This window comes from Methylobacterium sp. JK268, from assembly GCF_054052225.1.
The window spans coordinates 79,564-91,995 of the sequence record NZ_JBSVZN010000008.1 but is presented as its reverse complement, the minus strand read 5'-3'; the positions used below and the strand labels follow the sequence as shown (position 1 = coordinate 91,995).

Below are 12,432 nucleotides of genomic sequence, written 5' to 3'. Positions count from 1 at the left end.
TCGCAACGGAAATCCGTGCCCGTTTTCCGGCCGCGGCGCGCCTCGCGAGGCGTTATGCCTTCGGCCATGCTCTTCGCCCTTCCAAGCCCCGAGATCCTCTACGCGGCCCTTCTCGCCCGCGACGATCGATACGACGGGCGCGCCTTCGTCTGCGTCGTGACGACCGGGATCTTCTGCCGGCTGTCCTGCCCGGCGCGGAAGCCCCGATTCGAGAATTGCCAGTTCCGCGACAGTCCCGCGGCCTGCATCGCGGCGGGGTACCGTCCGTGCCTGCGCTGCCGTCCGCTGAGCGCGATGATCGGGGACGATCCGGTGGTCGCCCGGCTCCTCGCGGCCCTGGACGCGGCCCCGGAGCGGCGCTGGACGGAAGCCGACATCACCGCGATGGATCTCGATCCGTCCACGGTTCGCCGGAATTTCCGGCGCAATTTCGGAATGACCTTCCTGGCGATGGCGCGGTCCCGGCGCCTCCAAGCGGGCATGCGCGCTCTCGGCGAGGCAGGCCGCGTGATCGACGCGCAGGTGACTGCCGGCTTCGACTCCGCCAGCGCGTTCCGCGACGCCGTCACCCGCCTCCTCGGCCGCGCGCCCGCAGCCCTTCGACGGAGCGCGAGGCTTCGCATCGACTGGATCGGAACACCCCTCGGCCCCATGGTCGCCGTCGCCGACGAGACAGCGATCCACCTCCTCGAATTCATCGATCGCGCGGCGCTCGCGACCGAACTGACGTCGCTCGTCGCTGCGGCGACGTACGGGATGCAGATCGGCCGTTGGGCGGTGACCGACCGGCTGGAGACCGAGCTCGACTGCTTCTTCTCGGGGCGTGACGCCCGCTTCACCGTGGCGATCGCCCAGCCGGGCAGCGCCTTCTCCCACGCCGTCTGGGCCGCCCCGCGGGCGATTCCGCCCGGCGAGACCCGCAGCTACCGCGAGATTGCCGTCGCGGTGGGGCGACCCGATGCCCTGCGCGCCGTCGCACGGGCGAATGGCGCCAATCGGATCGCGCTCGTCGTTCCCTGCCATCGCGTCATCGGCGCGGACGGATCGCTGACGGGCTACGGCGGCGGATTGTGGCGCAAGCGGCGGCTCATCGAACTCGAATGCGGCTACCTCGGCGCCCGTCCAGCAAGCGCATCGGCGCCGGGCAACGACAGACCGGACATCTCGTTGGGGCAGGAAGAGCGGAGGATCGCCTCGTGAACCACGTCGAAACCGAATCGGCCGCCGCCAGGCAGAACGAGAAAGCGCGGCTGTTCGCGGCCCTCCACCGATCCGGCGCTCCCGTCATCCTCTACAACGTGTGGGACGCGGGATCCGCCAAGGCGGTCGCCGGGGCCGGCGCGGCGGCGATCGCCACCGGGAGCGCGGCGGTCGCCGCGGCCCAGGGCTACCCGGACGGCGAGCAGATCCCAATGACGCTGGCTCTGGCCATCTGCGCGCGCATCGTCGCCTCGACGGACCTTCCCGTCACGGTGGATTTCGAGGGGGCCTACGCACGCGAGCCCGATGGGGTCCGGGAGAGCGTCGGGCGCCTCATCGCGACGGGCGCCGTCGGGCTCAATCTCGAGGACGGGATTGTGGGCGAGCGGGGGCTCTACGCGCCGAATGCCCAGGCGGGCCGCATCGCCGCCGCGCGGGCCGCCGCCGATGGCGCCGGCGTGGGGCTCTTCGTGAATGCCCGCACCGACCTGTTCCTGCAGGAACCCGAACCGAGACGCCACGCGGGCCTCCTGGACGAGGCCGTGGAGCGGGCCCGCATCTATGCGCAGGCCGGGGCGAACGGGTTCTTCGTGCCCGGTCTGATCGATCCGGACCTGATCGCGCGGCTCTGCGCCGCGGTCGCGCTTCCCCTCAACGTGATGGCCGGTCCGCACGCGCCGTCCCGGGACACGCTCGCACGCGCCGGCGTCTCCCGCATCAGCCACGGCCCCCATCCCCACGCCGTGGCCATGCAGGCGGTCGGCGCGGCGGCGCGGACGGCGCTGGGTCCGCTTCAGGACGGTTGAGCGGGCCGCCAAGCCGGGTCACCCCACGCCCCCCGCCCATGCCTCCAGCGCCCCGGCCTCGATCCGCTCCCGCGCGTGCCGGTAGCCGATCTCCTCGATCGCCGCGTAGCTGCGCCAGGCCCGCAGGTCGATCCCCGCCAGCGGGGGGCGCAGCACCGCCGTCGCGCGGCCGCGGGCCATGGCGGCGGAGGCGTCGCTCGACACGGTGGCGGCGCGCAGGAGGATCTGGGTGATTCCCGGCATCGCGACCGGCACGCCGAAGGCCCGGCGCATCAGCCGCGAGCGCAGCGGGCGGCTCGGCATCGTGTCGAGGGCGACGTCGCCCGCGACGTCGACCGCCAGCACCGTGCCGCGGCCGAGCGCCGCCATCAGGTCGGCCGGCAGGTTGTTCATCACGCCGCCGTCGACGAGGACGCCCTCGGGGTGGAGCACCGGCGGCAGCAGGCCCGGGATCGCGATGCTGGCGCGCAGGGCCGGCACCAGCGGGCCGCAGCGATGGACCATGGCGCAGCCGGTGGTGAGGTTCGTGGAGACGCACAGGAAGGGGAGCCAGAGATCCTCGATCCGCACGTCCCCGAAATGCAGGGCGAGACGCTGATCGACCTTCGCGCCCCGGGTGAGCGCCGCAATCGGCCAAGTGTAGTCGTTGAGGGGCGAGGTCGCCACGAAGGCCGAGACCACGTGGGCCGTGATCTCGTCGAGGTTCCACCCCATCGCGAGGCTCGCGGCGGTGACGGCGCCCATGCTGGTGCCGGCCACGAGGTCGACGGGCAGGCCCGCCTCCGCCAGGGCGCGCATCACCCCGAGATGCGCGAAGCCGCGCGCGCCGCCGCCGCCCAGGACGAGGCCCCGCGCGGTGCCGCTCGCGATCCGCGCCACCCGCGCGAGGTCGGCGCGATGGCCCGCGCGGGCGTGGAGGCGCAGCTCGGTCGGCAGCGCCTCCAGCTCCGGGTGAAGGCGGCCGGGCCGGGCGGCCTCCGGGCGGTCGATCACGACGAGATCGTGATGCGTCCAGCCCGGCACCGGCATGGAGATCCGGCCCGAGAGCGCCGCGCGGGGCGGGCGGCCGGCGGCGGCGAGGAGGAGCACGTGATCGGCCCGCCGAAGGCAGAGATTGGCCCAGCCGCTGCCGGGCGCCTCGGCCGCGTAGACGACCCGGTCGTGGGCGGTTTCGAGCCGGTGGAACCAGGTGTCGTCGGCGCCGTCGGGCCAGGCGCCGAGGAGCGTCGTGCGTCCCGGCAACAGGGCGGCCAGCGCCTGCGCGAAGGCGGTGGCGTCGATTCCGTCGGTGACGCCGATCACCGCGAAGGTCATCGGCGCCATCGCCAGCGGCGCCTGGGCCGAGGTGCTGCGCAGGCGCCCGGCCAGGAGCCGCGCGAAGTACAGCATGGTGGCGGGGTGGCGGGCGGTGAGGTCGTCGAAGGCCCGTTTCGACAGGCGCAGGAGGGAGGAATCGCGCAGCACCGTCGCGGTGGCCGAGCGCGGCTCGCCGGAGAGGAGCGCCATCTCGCCCACGGTCTCCGGCGGGCGCACCCGGGCGACGGGCCGCATCGCGCCGGTGACGGGGTCCCGCGCCGAGATTCCCACGGCGCCGGAGACGAGGGCGTAGAGCGCGTCGGCCGGCGCGTCCTGCTCGAACAGCACCTGCCCGCCGGGCACGGCGATCGGCTCCAGGCGCTCGCGCAGGGCGAAGGCCGCCGCGGGATCGAGCGGGGCCAGGAACGGGATCTCCGGCGCGACCGTGTCCGCGACGATGTCCATGGACACCCTCCCCTGTTCCTTGGCCGGCTCCCGGCGGGCGCTCCGGCGCGTGTCAGGCCGCGCGCTTGGCCTTGATCGCCTGTGCCGCCCGCGCGTAGCCGCCGCCGTCGCCGTCGATGAAGTGAACGTGGTCGCTGGCGGTCGGCACCGGCGTGATGCAGGTGGTGAGGGCCGCCTCCTGCCGGTGCAGCCCGAACTCCACGAGGCCCGCCGCCTCGGCCTTGCGCAGCACCGCCTCGATCGCCGCAACGGTGGCCTCGTCGCAATCGAGCGTCATGCGCAGGCCGTCGTCGAATTTCTGGAAATCCGCGTTGACGACGAGTTCGTGCAGGTAGCGCGCGGGCGAGAAGCTCCCAACCGGGATGCGCCAGCGAAACAGGAGGTGGGACGCGAGGGTGCGCAGGCCGAGACGCAGCCGGGCGGCCGGGCGGGGCGCATCGGCGGCCCGCACCTCCTCGCTGAGCCCGGCCGGCGGCCAGCGCAGGGGCGGGCCGCCCTCCGGCAGCGGCCGGCCCATGGCGGGCGCGGCCGCCACGATCCGCAGCACCTCGCCGAACACCGCCCGCACCGCGGGCGGATCGGCGCCTGCGCGGCCGAGGACGATGACCGAGAGGATCAGCCCGTGCCGCGCGCGGGCCGGCGAGAAGCGGCAGGACAGGCCGCTGAGGTCCGGGCGCTCGCCCACGGCGGGCGCCACAGCGTAGTGGCCGGCCTTGAGTGCCCGGTCCGCGAAGGCGAGCCCGCCGCCCATGACCATCGCGTAGGCGACGTGCGGCGAGGGCGCGTAGCGCCCGACGCGCAGGCTGAGCCCGGCCGCGCCGATCGCCGCGACGGGCACCAGGGCCGCCCGCAGCCGCAGGTCCATCTCGGCCGCGGCCCAGGCCACCGTAGCGGCGAGCGCCCGGCGGCCCGCCTCCGCCTCGTCCGGGGCGAGGAGCAGCGCCGCCCCGTCGCCGCCGAACACGAAGGGGAGGTCGCGCCCTCCGAGCGCGTTGCGCACCGCGGCGATCGCCGCGGCCCCGACGAAGTTCACCGCCTTGTAGCGTCCCGCCGCGATGGCCGCGGTGGAATCGATCACATCCGTCGTGGCGACCCACCACGCGTCAGGCACCGGGCGGTAGGCCCGCTCATCGAGAACGTTCCGGAAATCCGTGATCGGGGCGAGGTCCTCGTAGCGAAAGCCAGGACCGGCCTCGCCCGTCGTCGCCCTCATGGCCCTCTCCGCCATGGCCTTCCTCCCGCGTGCAAACCTACCACGACGGCCGGGCGCGGGCCGAATCGGGCCGCCGCGCGGGCCCGTGCGCTCCCGCACGCGGGTCCGGCGGGTCGGCGGCACTCAGGGGCATGGCGCGATGGCCGCGCCGCAACGCCCGGAGACGACCCGATGACACCGACCCGCCCCCTCCTCGTCGCCGTCCTCCTCGGATTCGCCGGTCCGGCCCTGGCGGGTACGGCGATGCCGCAGCCATTTCGCATGGTCACCGCGCTCGGCGTCACCAAGCCCGTCGGGAGCCCCCTCGACGCCCGCGCCGGCACGCGGCCCGACCTCGATCGCCGCAGCCGCGAGATCGACCGGATCATCGCCACCGCGATCTGCCGCGGCTGCTGACCGCACGGGTCCGGGCCGTCGCGCCTCGGCCGGATCAGCGCCCGCCCGGGATCCCGGGCCGCCAGACGCGGATCCGGATCGGCTGGCTGCGGCCCCGCAGGGTGAGTTCGCGGGGCTGATCGAACCCGTCGGCGGCGAACCCTGACCGGGTCGCGGCCTCCAGGCAGCCGTCGGACGCGACGATCGCGGCCTCGAGATCGCGGGTCGCCTGCTGCAGGCGGCTCGCCACGTTCACGACGTCGCCGACCACCGTGAACTCGACCCGCTCCCGCGCCCCGATCGTGCCGACGACGACCGGACCGCAATGCAGTCCGATCGAGAGCGCGATCGGCGGCTCGCCCGCCGCCTCGCGCTCGGCGTTCCAGGCCGCCATCTCCTGTTGCAGGGCGATCGCGCAGGCGATCGCGGCCCGCGCGCAGCCCGGCTCGTCGGAGAGGCAGCCGAAGGTGGCCATGAACCCGTCGCCGAGGAACTTGTCGAGCGTCCCACCCATCTCGAACACGACCCGGCAGCAGCGCTCGCGGAAAATCTTCAGCAGGGCGACGACCGTGTCGGGCCGCAACTGCTCCGTGAGGCTCGTGAAGCCGACGAGGTCGGCGAACAGCACCGCCACCACCCGCTCACGCGGCGCGCCGAACCCGGAATGGGCCCGCTCGGCCAGCGCCTCGGCCACGTCGGGCGAGACGTAGCGGGCGAGGTCGGTGCGCACCACCTCGCCGCGCACCTGCGCCACGAGCACCGCCCGCGCCCGGGCCACGGCGAGGGCGATCAGGGCCGTGAGCAGCCCCGTCAGGACCATCTGCGTCGACCAGGAGCCGAGGCTCACGAAGTGCGGGTCGAAGACCACGCGCAGGGCCGCGTCGTCGGTGAGCGGGCCGGATCGCGCGACGTCGCGGTAGCGCAGGCTGTCCTCGCGCAGGTAGACGGCCGCCACCGCCGCGGACCACGCGCCCACGATCGACAGGCCCGTCCAGACCACCGCCAGGGGCGAGTAGGACAGGCTCGCCTCCCCGAGGAGGAGCAGGACGTAGAGGTATTCGGTCAGCCTCAGGCGCGTCTGGATCGGCCAGTCGACCGCCAAGCCTCCGGGCGGCGGCAGCACGACGAAGGCCGTCACCAGCCCGGCATCGAGCAGGATGAACGCGAGCTTGATCGCGGAGGCGCGGCGGTGCCGCCTCAGGCGATACGGGATCCAGCCGAGGATGACGAACAGGGCGGCGAGGGAGAGGTAGTAGAGGTCGCGCGGGGCCGGGACCAGGACCAGCAGCCAGAGCGAGACGACCACGATCGCACCGAGCCGCGCGCGGAAGGCGACGGCGAGACCGGCTTCCTCCTGCGCCCGGAGCACCCGCCGCATGCGGCCGGCGGCATCGACCTCGCGCAGGGTCCCGAAACCGGAGAGGAGCCGGGAGAGGAGAACGGGGGCCGTCACGCGCCGCGCCCGCTCCGGAGGATCATGGTGGGCCGCTGCTGCACCGGCGTCTCGCGAGGCCGGGTCCGGCCCCGGCCCTCGGAGAGGTGGAGCGCCCCTCCGCAGCGGCGAGGGGCCTTGCGGCGGTGGGCCGCGCCGTCAGTGCAGGGTCGGCAGGGCCGAGGTGAAGGGGATCCGCAGGACCTCCTCGTCCTCCTCGTCGCCGACGCAGACGAACCAGTCGGAGAAGTCCTCGTGGCCGTAGGCCGTTTCCATCATCGAGCGGGCCACCGCCAGCGCGCGATCACGGGCCTCGTTCAAGTCGGTCACCGCCGCCCCGCGATAGTCGAGGAGCAGCTCGCCGGTGCGACCGCAGTGAAAATACAGGTGGGTCATGGCTCGATCCGCTTTCGAACGTGGCGCCAGTGTCCGGCAATCCGGTGCCCCGTTCTGTGAGGATCGTCACATGATGGTGGAACAAGTCTGAACGATGGCTGTCTGCCGCGTCGCAGCGAAGATCGGGGACAACCCGTGGCCGTTTCGTCACGCCCCGCTTCGGGGAAGCACCCTTCGCCAGCCGCGCTCGACGACCCGGGCGAGGCGTTCGAGCGGCCCTTTCAGCCCGGGCATGTCCTCGCCGAGCAGCGCCGAACCCGGCGGCAGCATCCACCGGCCGCCCATCGGGAGGATCGACCGGAGCCCGCCCGGCACCAGCCGGCCCGCCGCCGGGATCGGCCCGCCGCGCGGCCTCCGAGATCAGCCGCCGCGGCGTCGCGGCGCCTTGCTGCGCGGGGGCCCGGGCCTTAGGTGCGGGGCGATGGAGAGCGGCGGTCAAGCACAAGGCGGCCCGGCCTCGCCGGAGGCCCTGACGGTCCGGGTGGTGCCGCGCATCGCCGAGATCGCGGCCGCCGACTGGGACCGCTGCGCCCTCTCGGCGGAATCGCTGGCGGGCACCGGCGAGACCCACAACCCGTTCGTGACGCACGCCTTCCTGTCGGCCCTGGAGGAGGCGGGCTGCGTCTCCGGGCGGACGGGCTGGCTGCCGGTCCACGTGGCGGTGGAGCGCGCGGGCCGCCTCGTCGGGGTGGCGCCCTGCTACCTGAAATCCCATTCGCAGGGCGAGTACGTCTTCGATCACGGCTGGGCGGACGCCTACGCCCGGGCGGGCGGCGAGTACTATCCGAAGCTCCAGGTGAGCGTGCCCTTCACGCCGGTCACCGGGCCGCGGCTCCTCGTGGCGCCGGGCGAGCCGGCCGCGGAGGCGATGGCCGCCCTGGTGGCGGGATTGCGGGCCCTGCGGCGCGAGACCAAGGCCTCCTCGATCCACGTCACCTTCATGCCGGAGGGCCAGTGGACGCAAGCGGGCGACCTCGGTTTCCTGCAGCGCACCGACCAGCAATTCCACTGGGACAATGCCGGCTACCGCGGCTTCGACGATTTCCTGGCCGCGCTCGCCTCCCGCAAGCGCAAGGCCGTGAAGCGGGAGCGGCGGGACGCGCTCGCGAACGGCATCACGGTGGAGTGGGTGACGGGCTCCGACCTGACCGAAGCGCACTGGGACGCCTTCCACCGCTTCTACATGGATACCGGCTCGCGCAAGTGGGGCCGGCCCTACCTCAACCGCCGCTTCTTCTCGCTCCTCGGCGAGCGGATGCCGGAACGCGTGCTGCTGGTGATGGCGCGGCGCGAGGGCCGCTACGTGGCGGGGGCGATCAACCTGATCGGCGACACTGCCCTCTACGGCCGCAACTGGGGCTGCATCGAGGATCACCCCTTCCTGCATTTCGAGGTCTGCTACTACCAGGCGATCGATTTCGCGATCGCGCGCGGCCTGGCGCGGGTCGAGGCGGGCGCGCAGGGAGAGCACAAGCTGGCCCGGGGCTACCGGCCGGTTCTGATGCACTCCGCCCACGACATCGCCGATCCGTCCCTGCGCGGCGCGATCAAGGACTACCTGCGGCGGGAATCGTCCTACGTCCGGCAGGCCCTGGAGGAGTACGCGCAATCCTCCCCGTATCGCCGCGACGAGGGCTGATCGCGCGCTCCGTGTTAAGGGCGCCGGGAACGGGGAGCGGGCAAGGCATGGCGGAGGCGGGGCACGAGGCGCGGGAGGCGGATGCGGCGCCCTCGGTCGGCCTCGCCGCGGTGATCCTGGCGGCGAGCCGGGACGAGCCGCGGGTGCTCACCGTGCTGGTGCCCGACCAGCCGCCGGGCCGCGGCGAGGGCCTGCCCGCCGGGCCGCTGGAGCCCGCCCACCCGACCCTGGAGCGCGGCCTGCGGGCCTGGGTCGAGCGCCGGACCGGCCAGACTCTCGGCTATGTCGAGCAGCTCTATACCTTCGGCGACCGCGACCGGCGGCCGGGCGGCGGCGGCGCGCACGCGCTCTCGATCGCCTACCTCGCCCTGGTGCGGGAGGCGCGGTCCGCCGAGGGCGCCGCTTGGCAGGGCTGGTACCGCTACTTCCCCTACGAGGATTGGCGGCGGGGCCGCCCCGCCCCGCTCGACGCGCTCTCCGAACGGCTCGACGCCTGGGCCCGCGCCGCGCCCGGATCGGCCGAGCAGCGGCGCCGCGACCGGATCCACCTCGCCTTCGGCAGCGCCGAGGCGGGCTGGAACGAGGAGCGGGTGCTCGAACGCTACGAATTGCTGTTCGAGGCCGGCCTCGTGCCCGAAGCGGGCGCGTCGGACGCCGTCGCGGGCGAGCCCATGGCCCTCGATCACCGCCGCATGCTCGCCACCGCCCTCGGCCGGCTGCGGGGCAAGATCAAGTACCGGCCCGTGGTCTTCGAGCTGATGCCGCCGGCCTTCACCCTCGGGGAATTGCAGCGGGTGGTGGAGGCGCTGTCCGGGGTTCTCCTGCACAAGCAGAACTTCCGCCGCCTCGTCGCCCAGCAGGGCCTCGTCGAGGAAACCGAGGCGATCAGCGCCGAGACCGGCGGCCGCCCCGCCCGCCTCATGCGCTTTCGCCGCGAGGTGCTGCTGGAGCGCCCCGCCCCCGGTCTGCGCCTCTCGCCTGGGCGCCGGGGCTGACAAATCGCCCGGGCTGTCACGCCCAGAACTTATGCTCACTTCCAACATAACTAGACAGGCTGCGGCACCAGGCATAGGCTAGCCGGGCAAATGCTCATCATGAGCAAAACTACGGAGGCCGGAATGGCGCTCGGTTCTGCAACCACGGGCGGAATGCCCCTGCCGGATCTCTACGCCCGGGTACGCGGCCACGTCCCGCCGATGGAGTGGCCGGTCCTGGCCGAGGAGGTGGCGGCGATCGCGGAGCTCAAGCGGCGGCGCGGCGCGGTGGTGTTGGCCCACAATTACCAGGCGCCGGAGATCTTCCACACGGTGGCGGACATCGTGGGCGACAGCCTCGCCCTCGCTCGCGAGGCCGCGCGGACGGATGCGGCGGTGATCGTGCTCGCCGGCGTGCACTTCATGGCGGAGACCGCCAAGCTCTTGAATCCGGAGAAGACCGTGCTGATCCCGGATCCCGGGGCCGGCTGCTCGCTCGCGGAGTCCATCACCGCCGCCGACGTGAGGGCGCTGCGGCGCCGCCACCCCGGCGTGCCGGTGGTCACCTACGTCAACACCTCGGCGGCGGTGAAGGCGGAATCCGACCTCTGCTGCACTTCCGGGAACGTGCGCGCGGTGGTGGCCTCACTCGGCGCCCCCCGCGTGCTGCTGATCCCCGACGAGTATCTGGCCCGCAACGTCCAGGCCGAGATGCCGGAGGTCGAGATCCTGTCCTGGCCCGGCCACTGCGAGGTGCACGAGCGCTTCACGCCGGCCGATATCCGCGATGTGCGCGAGGCCTATCCGGGCGTGTCGGTCCTCGCCCATCCGGAATGCCCGCCGGAGGTGGTGGCGGAGGCGGATTTCGCCGGCTCGACGGCCGCCATGCAGGACTTCGTCGAGACCCGCCGTCCCGCCGAGGTCGTGATGATCACCGAGTGCTCGATGGCCGACAACCTCGCGCTGCGCAATCCGGACGTCCGGTTCGTGAAGCCCTGCAACATCTGCCCGCATATGAAGCGGATCTCGCTCGCCAAGATCCGCCGCGCCCTCGAGACCATGACGCACGAGGTCACGGTGCCGGCGGATCTGGTCGCCCCCGCCCGGCGGGCGGTCGAGCGGATGCTGGCGGTGCGCGCATGAGTGCGGATCGCGTGATCGTGGTCGGGGCCGGCGTCGCCGGCCTCGCCACGGCCCTGAGACTGGCCCCCCTGCCGGTCACGCTCGTCACCGCCGCGCCCCTGGGCGAGGGCACCGCCACCGCCTGGGCGCAGGGCGGCATCGCGGCGGCCATCGGCGAGGACGACGCGCCCGCGCTCCACGCCGCCGACACGCTCGCGGCCGGCGCCGGCCTGTCCGACCCGGACACCGCCCGGCAGGTGGCGGAGGCGGGTCCGGGCGCCGTCGCGTGGCTCGCGGAACTCGGCCTCGCCTTCGACCGCACGCCGTCCGGCGCCCTGGCGCTGGGGCTCGAAGCCGCCCATGGGCGGCGGCGCATCGTCAAGGCGGGCGGCGACGCGACCGGCCGCGCAGTGCTGCTGACGCTCCGGCGGGCGGCCCTCGCCTCTCCGGCGATCGTCCCCCTGGTGGGGCACGCCGTGGCGCTGCTGCGCGACGCGAACGGCCGCGTCGCCGGCCTGCGCGTCGCGTCCGGCGCGCGGACCACCGACCTGCCGGCCCGCGCCGTGGTGCTGGCGACGGGCGGGATCGGCGGGCTCTACGGCGCCACGACGAACCCGGCGGGCGCGGTGGGATCGGGCCTCGCCCTCGCCGCGCGGGCGGAGGCGGTGCTGCGCGACGTCGAGTTCGTGCAGTTCCACCCCACCGCCATCGCGGTCCCGGGCGAGGGCCCGCTGCCGCTCGCCACGGAGGCGCTGCGCGGCGAGGGCGCGGTGCTCGTGGACGCGGCGGGCGGGCGGGTGATGGCGGGGATCGCGGGCGCCGACCTCGCGCCGCGCGACGTGGTTGCGCGGGCGATCTTCTCCCGGCGCGCGGCGGGGGCGGCTGTGTTCCTCGACGCCCGCCGGGTGGACGTGGCCCGCCGCTTCCCCACCGTGGCGGCGCTCTGCCGGGAGGCCGGGTTCGATCCGGCAATGGACCCGATCCCGGTCCGGCCGGCGGCGCACTACCACATGGGCGGCCTGCGCGTGGACGCGCGGGGCCGCACCTCGCTCCCCGGCCTCTGGGCCTGTGGCGAGGTCGCCTCCACCGGCCTGCACGGCGCCAACCGCCTCGCCAGCAACTCGCTCCTCGAAGCCCTCGCCTTCGCGCCAGTCATCGCGGCGGATATCGCCGCCTTCGCCGGGCGGCCCGGCCGGGGGCACGCCGCGGAGGCGCCGCCCGCGCCGGATACCCTCCCGGAGATCCGCGCCCTGATGGAGCGAGCGGTCGGCGTCGTGCGCGAGGAGGCGGGCCTGGCCCGGGCGCTGCGCCGCCTCGCCCGGCTCGACGCCGCGGGCTCGCCCGAGGCCGCCGTGGCGCTCCTCGTGGCCGCCGCGGCCCTGCGCCGGCGCGAGAGCCGCGGCGCCCATTGGCGGGCCGACCATCCGGCCCAGGAGGCGCCCCGCCACGCCGAGATCACCCTGTCCGAGGCGCGCCGCCTCGCCGCCACCCTCACCGTCGCCGAGGTCCCGTGA

Annotated in this window: 12 protein-coding genes; 7 read left to right on the top strand and 5 right to left on the bottom strand. The window is 74.3% G+C overall.

The features are described 5' to 3' along the window. Positions 1-66 precede the first annotated feature (66 nt). Both ACW9J6_RS10380 and ACW9J6_RS10375 read left to right on the top strand, forming a co-directional pair. Positions 67-1,200 (top strand): bifunctional transcriptional activator/DNA repair enzyme AdaA, encoded by a 1,134-nt coding sequence (locus tag ACW9J6_RS10380; protein ID WP_457116547.1) that lies wholly within the window; start codon positions 67-69, stop codon positions 1,198-1,200. Further along, on the top strand, positions 1,197-2,006 hold the full coding sequence (locus ACW9J6_RS10375) for an isocitrate lyase/PEP mutase family protein (RefSeq protein ID WP_457116390.1): 810 nt from the start codon (positions 1,197-1,199) through the stop codon (positions 2,004-2,006). The genes ACW9J6_RS10380 and ACW9J6_RS10375 overlap by 4 nt, the downstream gene beginning before the upstream one ends. An 18-nt stretch (positions 2,007-2,024) precedes the next feature. Here ACW9J6_RS10375 and ACW9J6_RS10370 read toward each other — a convergent pair whose 3' ends face one another. Next, positions 2,025-3,767, bottom strand: coding sequence for a patatin-like phospholipase family protein (locus tag ACW9J6_RS10370; protein ID WP_457116389.1), 1,743 nt, complete (start codon positions 3,765-3,767; stop codon positions 2,025-2,027). A 52-nt stretch (positions 3,768-3,819) separates the two neighbouring features. Continuing rightward, positions 3,820-4,980 carry a DUF3095 domain-containing protein gene (locus tag ACW9J6_RS10365; protein WP_457116388.1) on the bottom strand — a complete coding sequence of 387 codons (1,161 nt, stop codon included), beginning with the start codon at positions 4,978-4,980 and terminating at the stop codon, positions 3,820-3,822. A 171-nt stretch (positions 4,981-5,151) separates the two neighbouring features. Between ACW9J6_RS10365 and ACW9J6_RS10360 the strand changes: the two genes are divergently transcribed. Then, positions 5,152-5,376 carry a hypothetical protein gene (locus ACW9J6_RS10360; RefSeq protein WP_457116387.1) on the top strand — a complete coding sequence of 75 codons (225 nt, stop codon included), beginning with the start codon at positions 5,152-5,154 and terminating at the stop codon, positions 5,374-5,376. 34 nt (positions 5,377-5,410) lie between these two features. Here ACW9J6_RS10360 and ACW9J6_RS10355 read toward each other — a convergent pair whose 3' ends face one another. From ACW9J6_RS10355 to ACW9J6_RS10345, 3 genes are all read right to left on the bottom strand, one after another. Continuing rightward, positions 5,411-6,808, bottom strand: coding sequence for an adenylate/guanylate cyclase domain-containing protein (locus ACW9J6_RS10355; RefSeq protein WP_457116386.1), 1,398 nt, complete (start codon positions 6,806-6,808; stop codon positions 5,411-5,413). Between the two features lie 138 nt (positions 6,809-6,946). Next, entirely contained in the window at positions 6,947-7,183 is a 237-nt protein-coding gene (locus tag ACW9J6_RS10350; RefSeq protein ID WP_457116385.1) for a DUF6894 family protein, read from the bottom strand. A 147-nt stretch (positions 7,184-7,330) separates the two neighbouring features. Continuing rightward, entirely contained in the window at positions 7,331-7,468 is a 138-nt protein-coding gene (locus ACW9J6_RS10345) for a hypothetical protein (protein ID WP_457116384.1), read from the bottom strand. Positions 7,469-7,604: 136 nt separating this feature from the next. Here ACW9J6_RS10345 and ACW9J6_RS10340 point away from each other — a divergent pair, with 136 nt between their 5' ends. From ACW9J6_RS10340 to ACW9J6_RS10325, 4 genes are all read left to right on the top strand, one after another. After that, positions 7,605-8,822, top strand: coding sequence for a GNAT family N-acetyltransferase (locus ACW9J6_RS10340; protein ID WP_457116383.1), 1,218 nt, complete (start codon positions 7,605-7,607; stop codon positions 8,820-8,822). Positions 8,823-8,869: 47 nt separating this feature from the next. Further along, a complete protein-coding gene (locus ACW9J6_RS10335; RefSeq protein ID WP_457116382.1) occupies positions 8,870-9,817 on the top strand; it encodes an NUDIX hydrolase in 948 nt (315 codons plus the stop codon). 123 nt (positions 9,818-9,940) lie between these two features. After that, a complete protein-coding gene (gene nadA, locus ACW9J6_RS10330) occupies positions 9,941-10,939 on the top strand; it encodes a quinolinate synthase NadA (RefSeq protein ID WP_457116381.1) in 999 nt (332 codons plus the stop codon). After that, a complete protein-coding gene (locus tag ACW9J6_RS10325; RefSeq protein WP_457116380.1) occupies positions 10,936-12,432 on the top strand; it encodes an L-aspartate oxidase in 1,497 nt (498 codons plus the stop codon). Before nadA ends, ACW9J6_RS10325 begins: the two co-directional genes overlap by 4 nt.

Coding starts and splice junctions, on each gene's coding strand:
- ACW9J6_RS10370 (WP_457116389.1), bottom strand. CDS start 3,767: ATGGACATCGTCGCGGACACGGTCGCGCCGGAGATCCCGTTCCTGGCC.
- ACW9J6_RS10380 (WP_457116547.1), top strand. CDS start 67: ATGCTCTTCGCCCTTCCAAGCCCCGAGATCCTCTACGCGGCCCTTCTC.
- ACW9J6_RS10345 (WP_457116384.1), bottom strand. CDS start 7,468: ATGGGCGGCCGGTGGATGCTGCCGCCGGGTTCGGCGCTGCTCGGCGAG.
- ACW9J6_RS10365 (WP_457116388.1), bottom strand. CDS start 4,980: ATGAGGGCGACGACGGGCGAGGCCGGTCCTGGCTTTCGCTACGAGGAC.
- ACW9J6_RS10335 (WP_457116382.1), top strand. CDS start 8,870: ATGGCGGAGGCGGGGCACGAGGCGCGGGAGGCGGATGCGGCGCCCTCG.
- ACW9J6_RS10325 (WP_457116380.1), top strand. CDS start 10,936: ATGAGTGCGGATCGCGTGATCGTGGTCGGGGCCGGCGTCGCCGGCCTC.
- ACW9J6_RS10350 (WP_457116385.1), bottom strand. CDS start 7,183: ATGACCCACCTGTATTTTCACTGCGGTCGCACCGGCGAGCTGCTCCTC.
- ACW9J6_RS10360 (WP_457116387.1), top strand. CDS start 5,152: ATGACACCGACCCGCCCCCTCCTCGTCGCCGTCCTCCTCGGATTCGCC.
- ACW9J6_RS10340 (WP_457116383.1), top strand. CDS start 7,605: ATGGAGAGCGGCGGTCAAGCACAAGGCGGCCCGGCCTCGCCGGAGGCC.
- nadA (WP_457116381.1), top strand. CDS start 9,941: ATGGCGCTCGGTTCTGCAACCACGGGCGGAATGCCCCTGCCGGATCTC.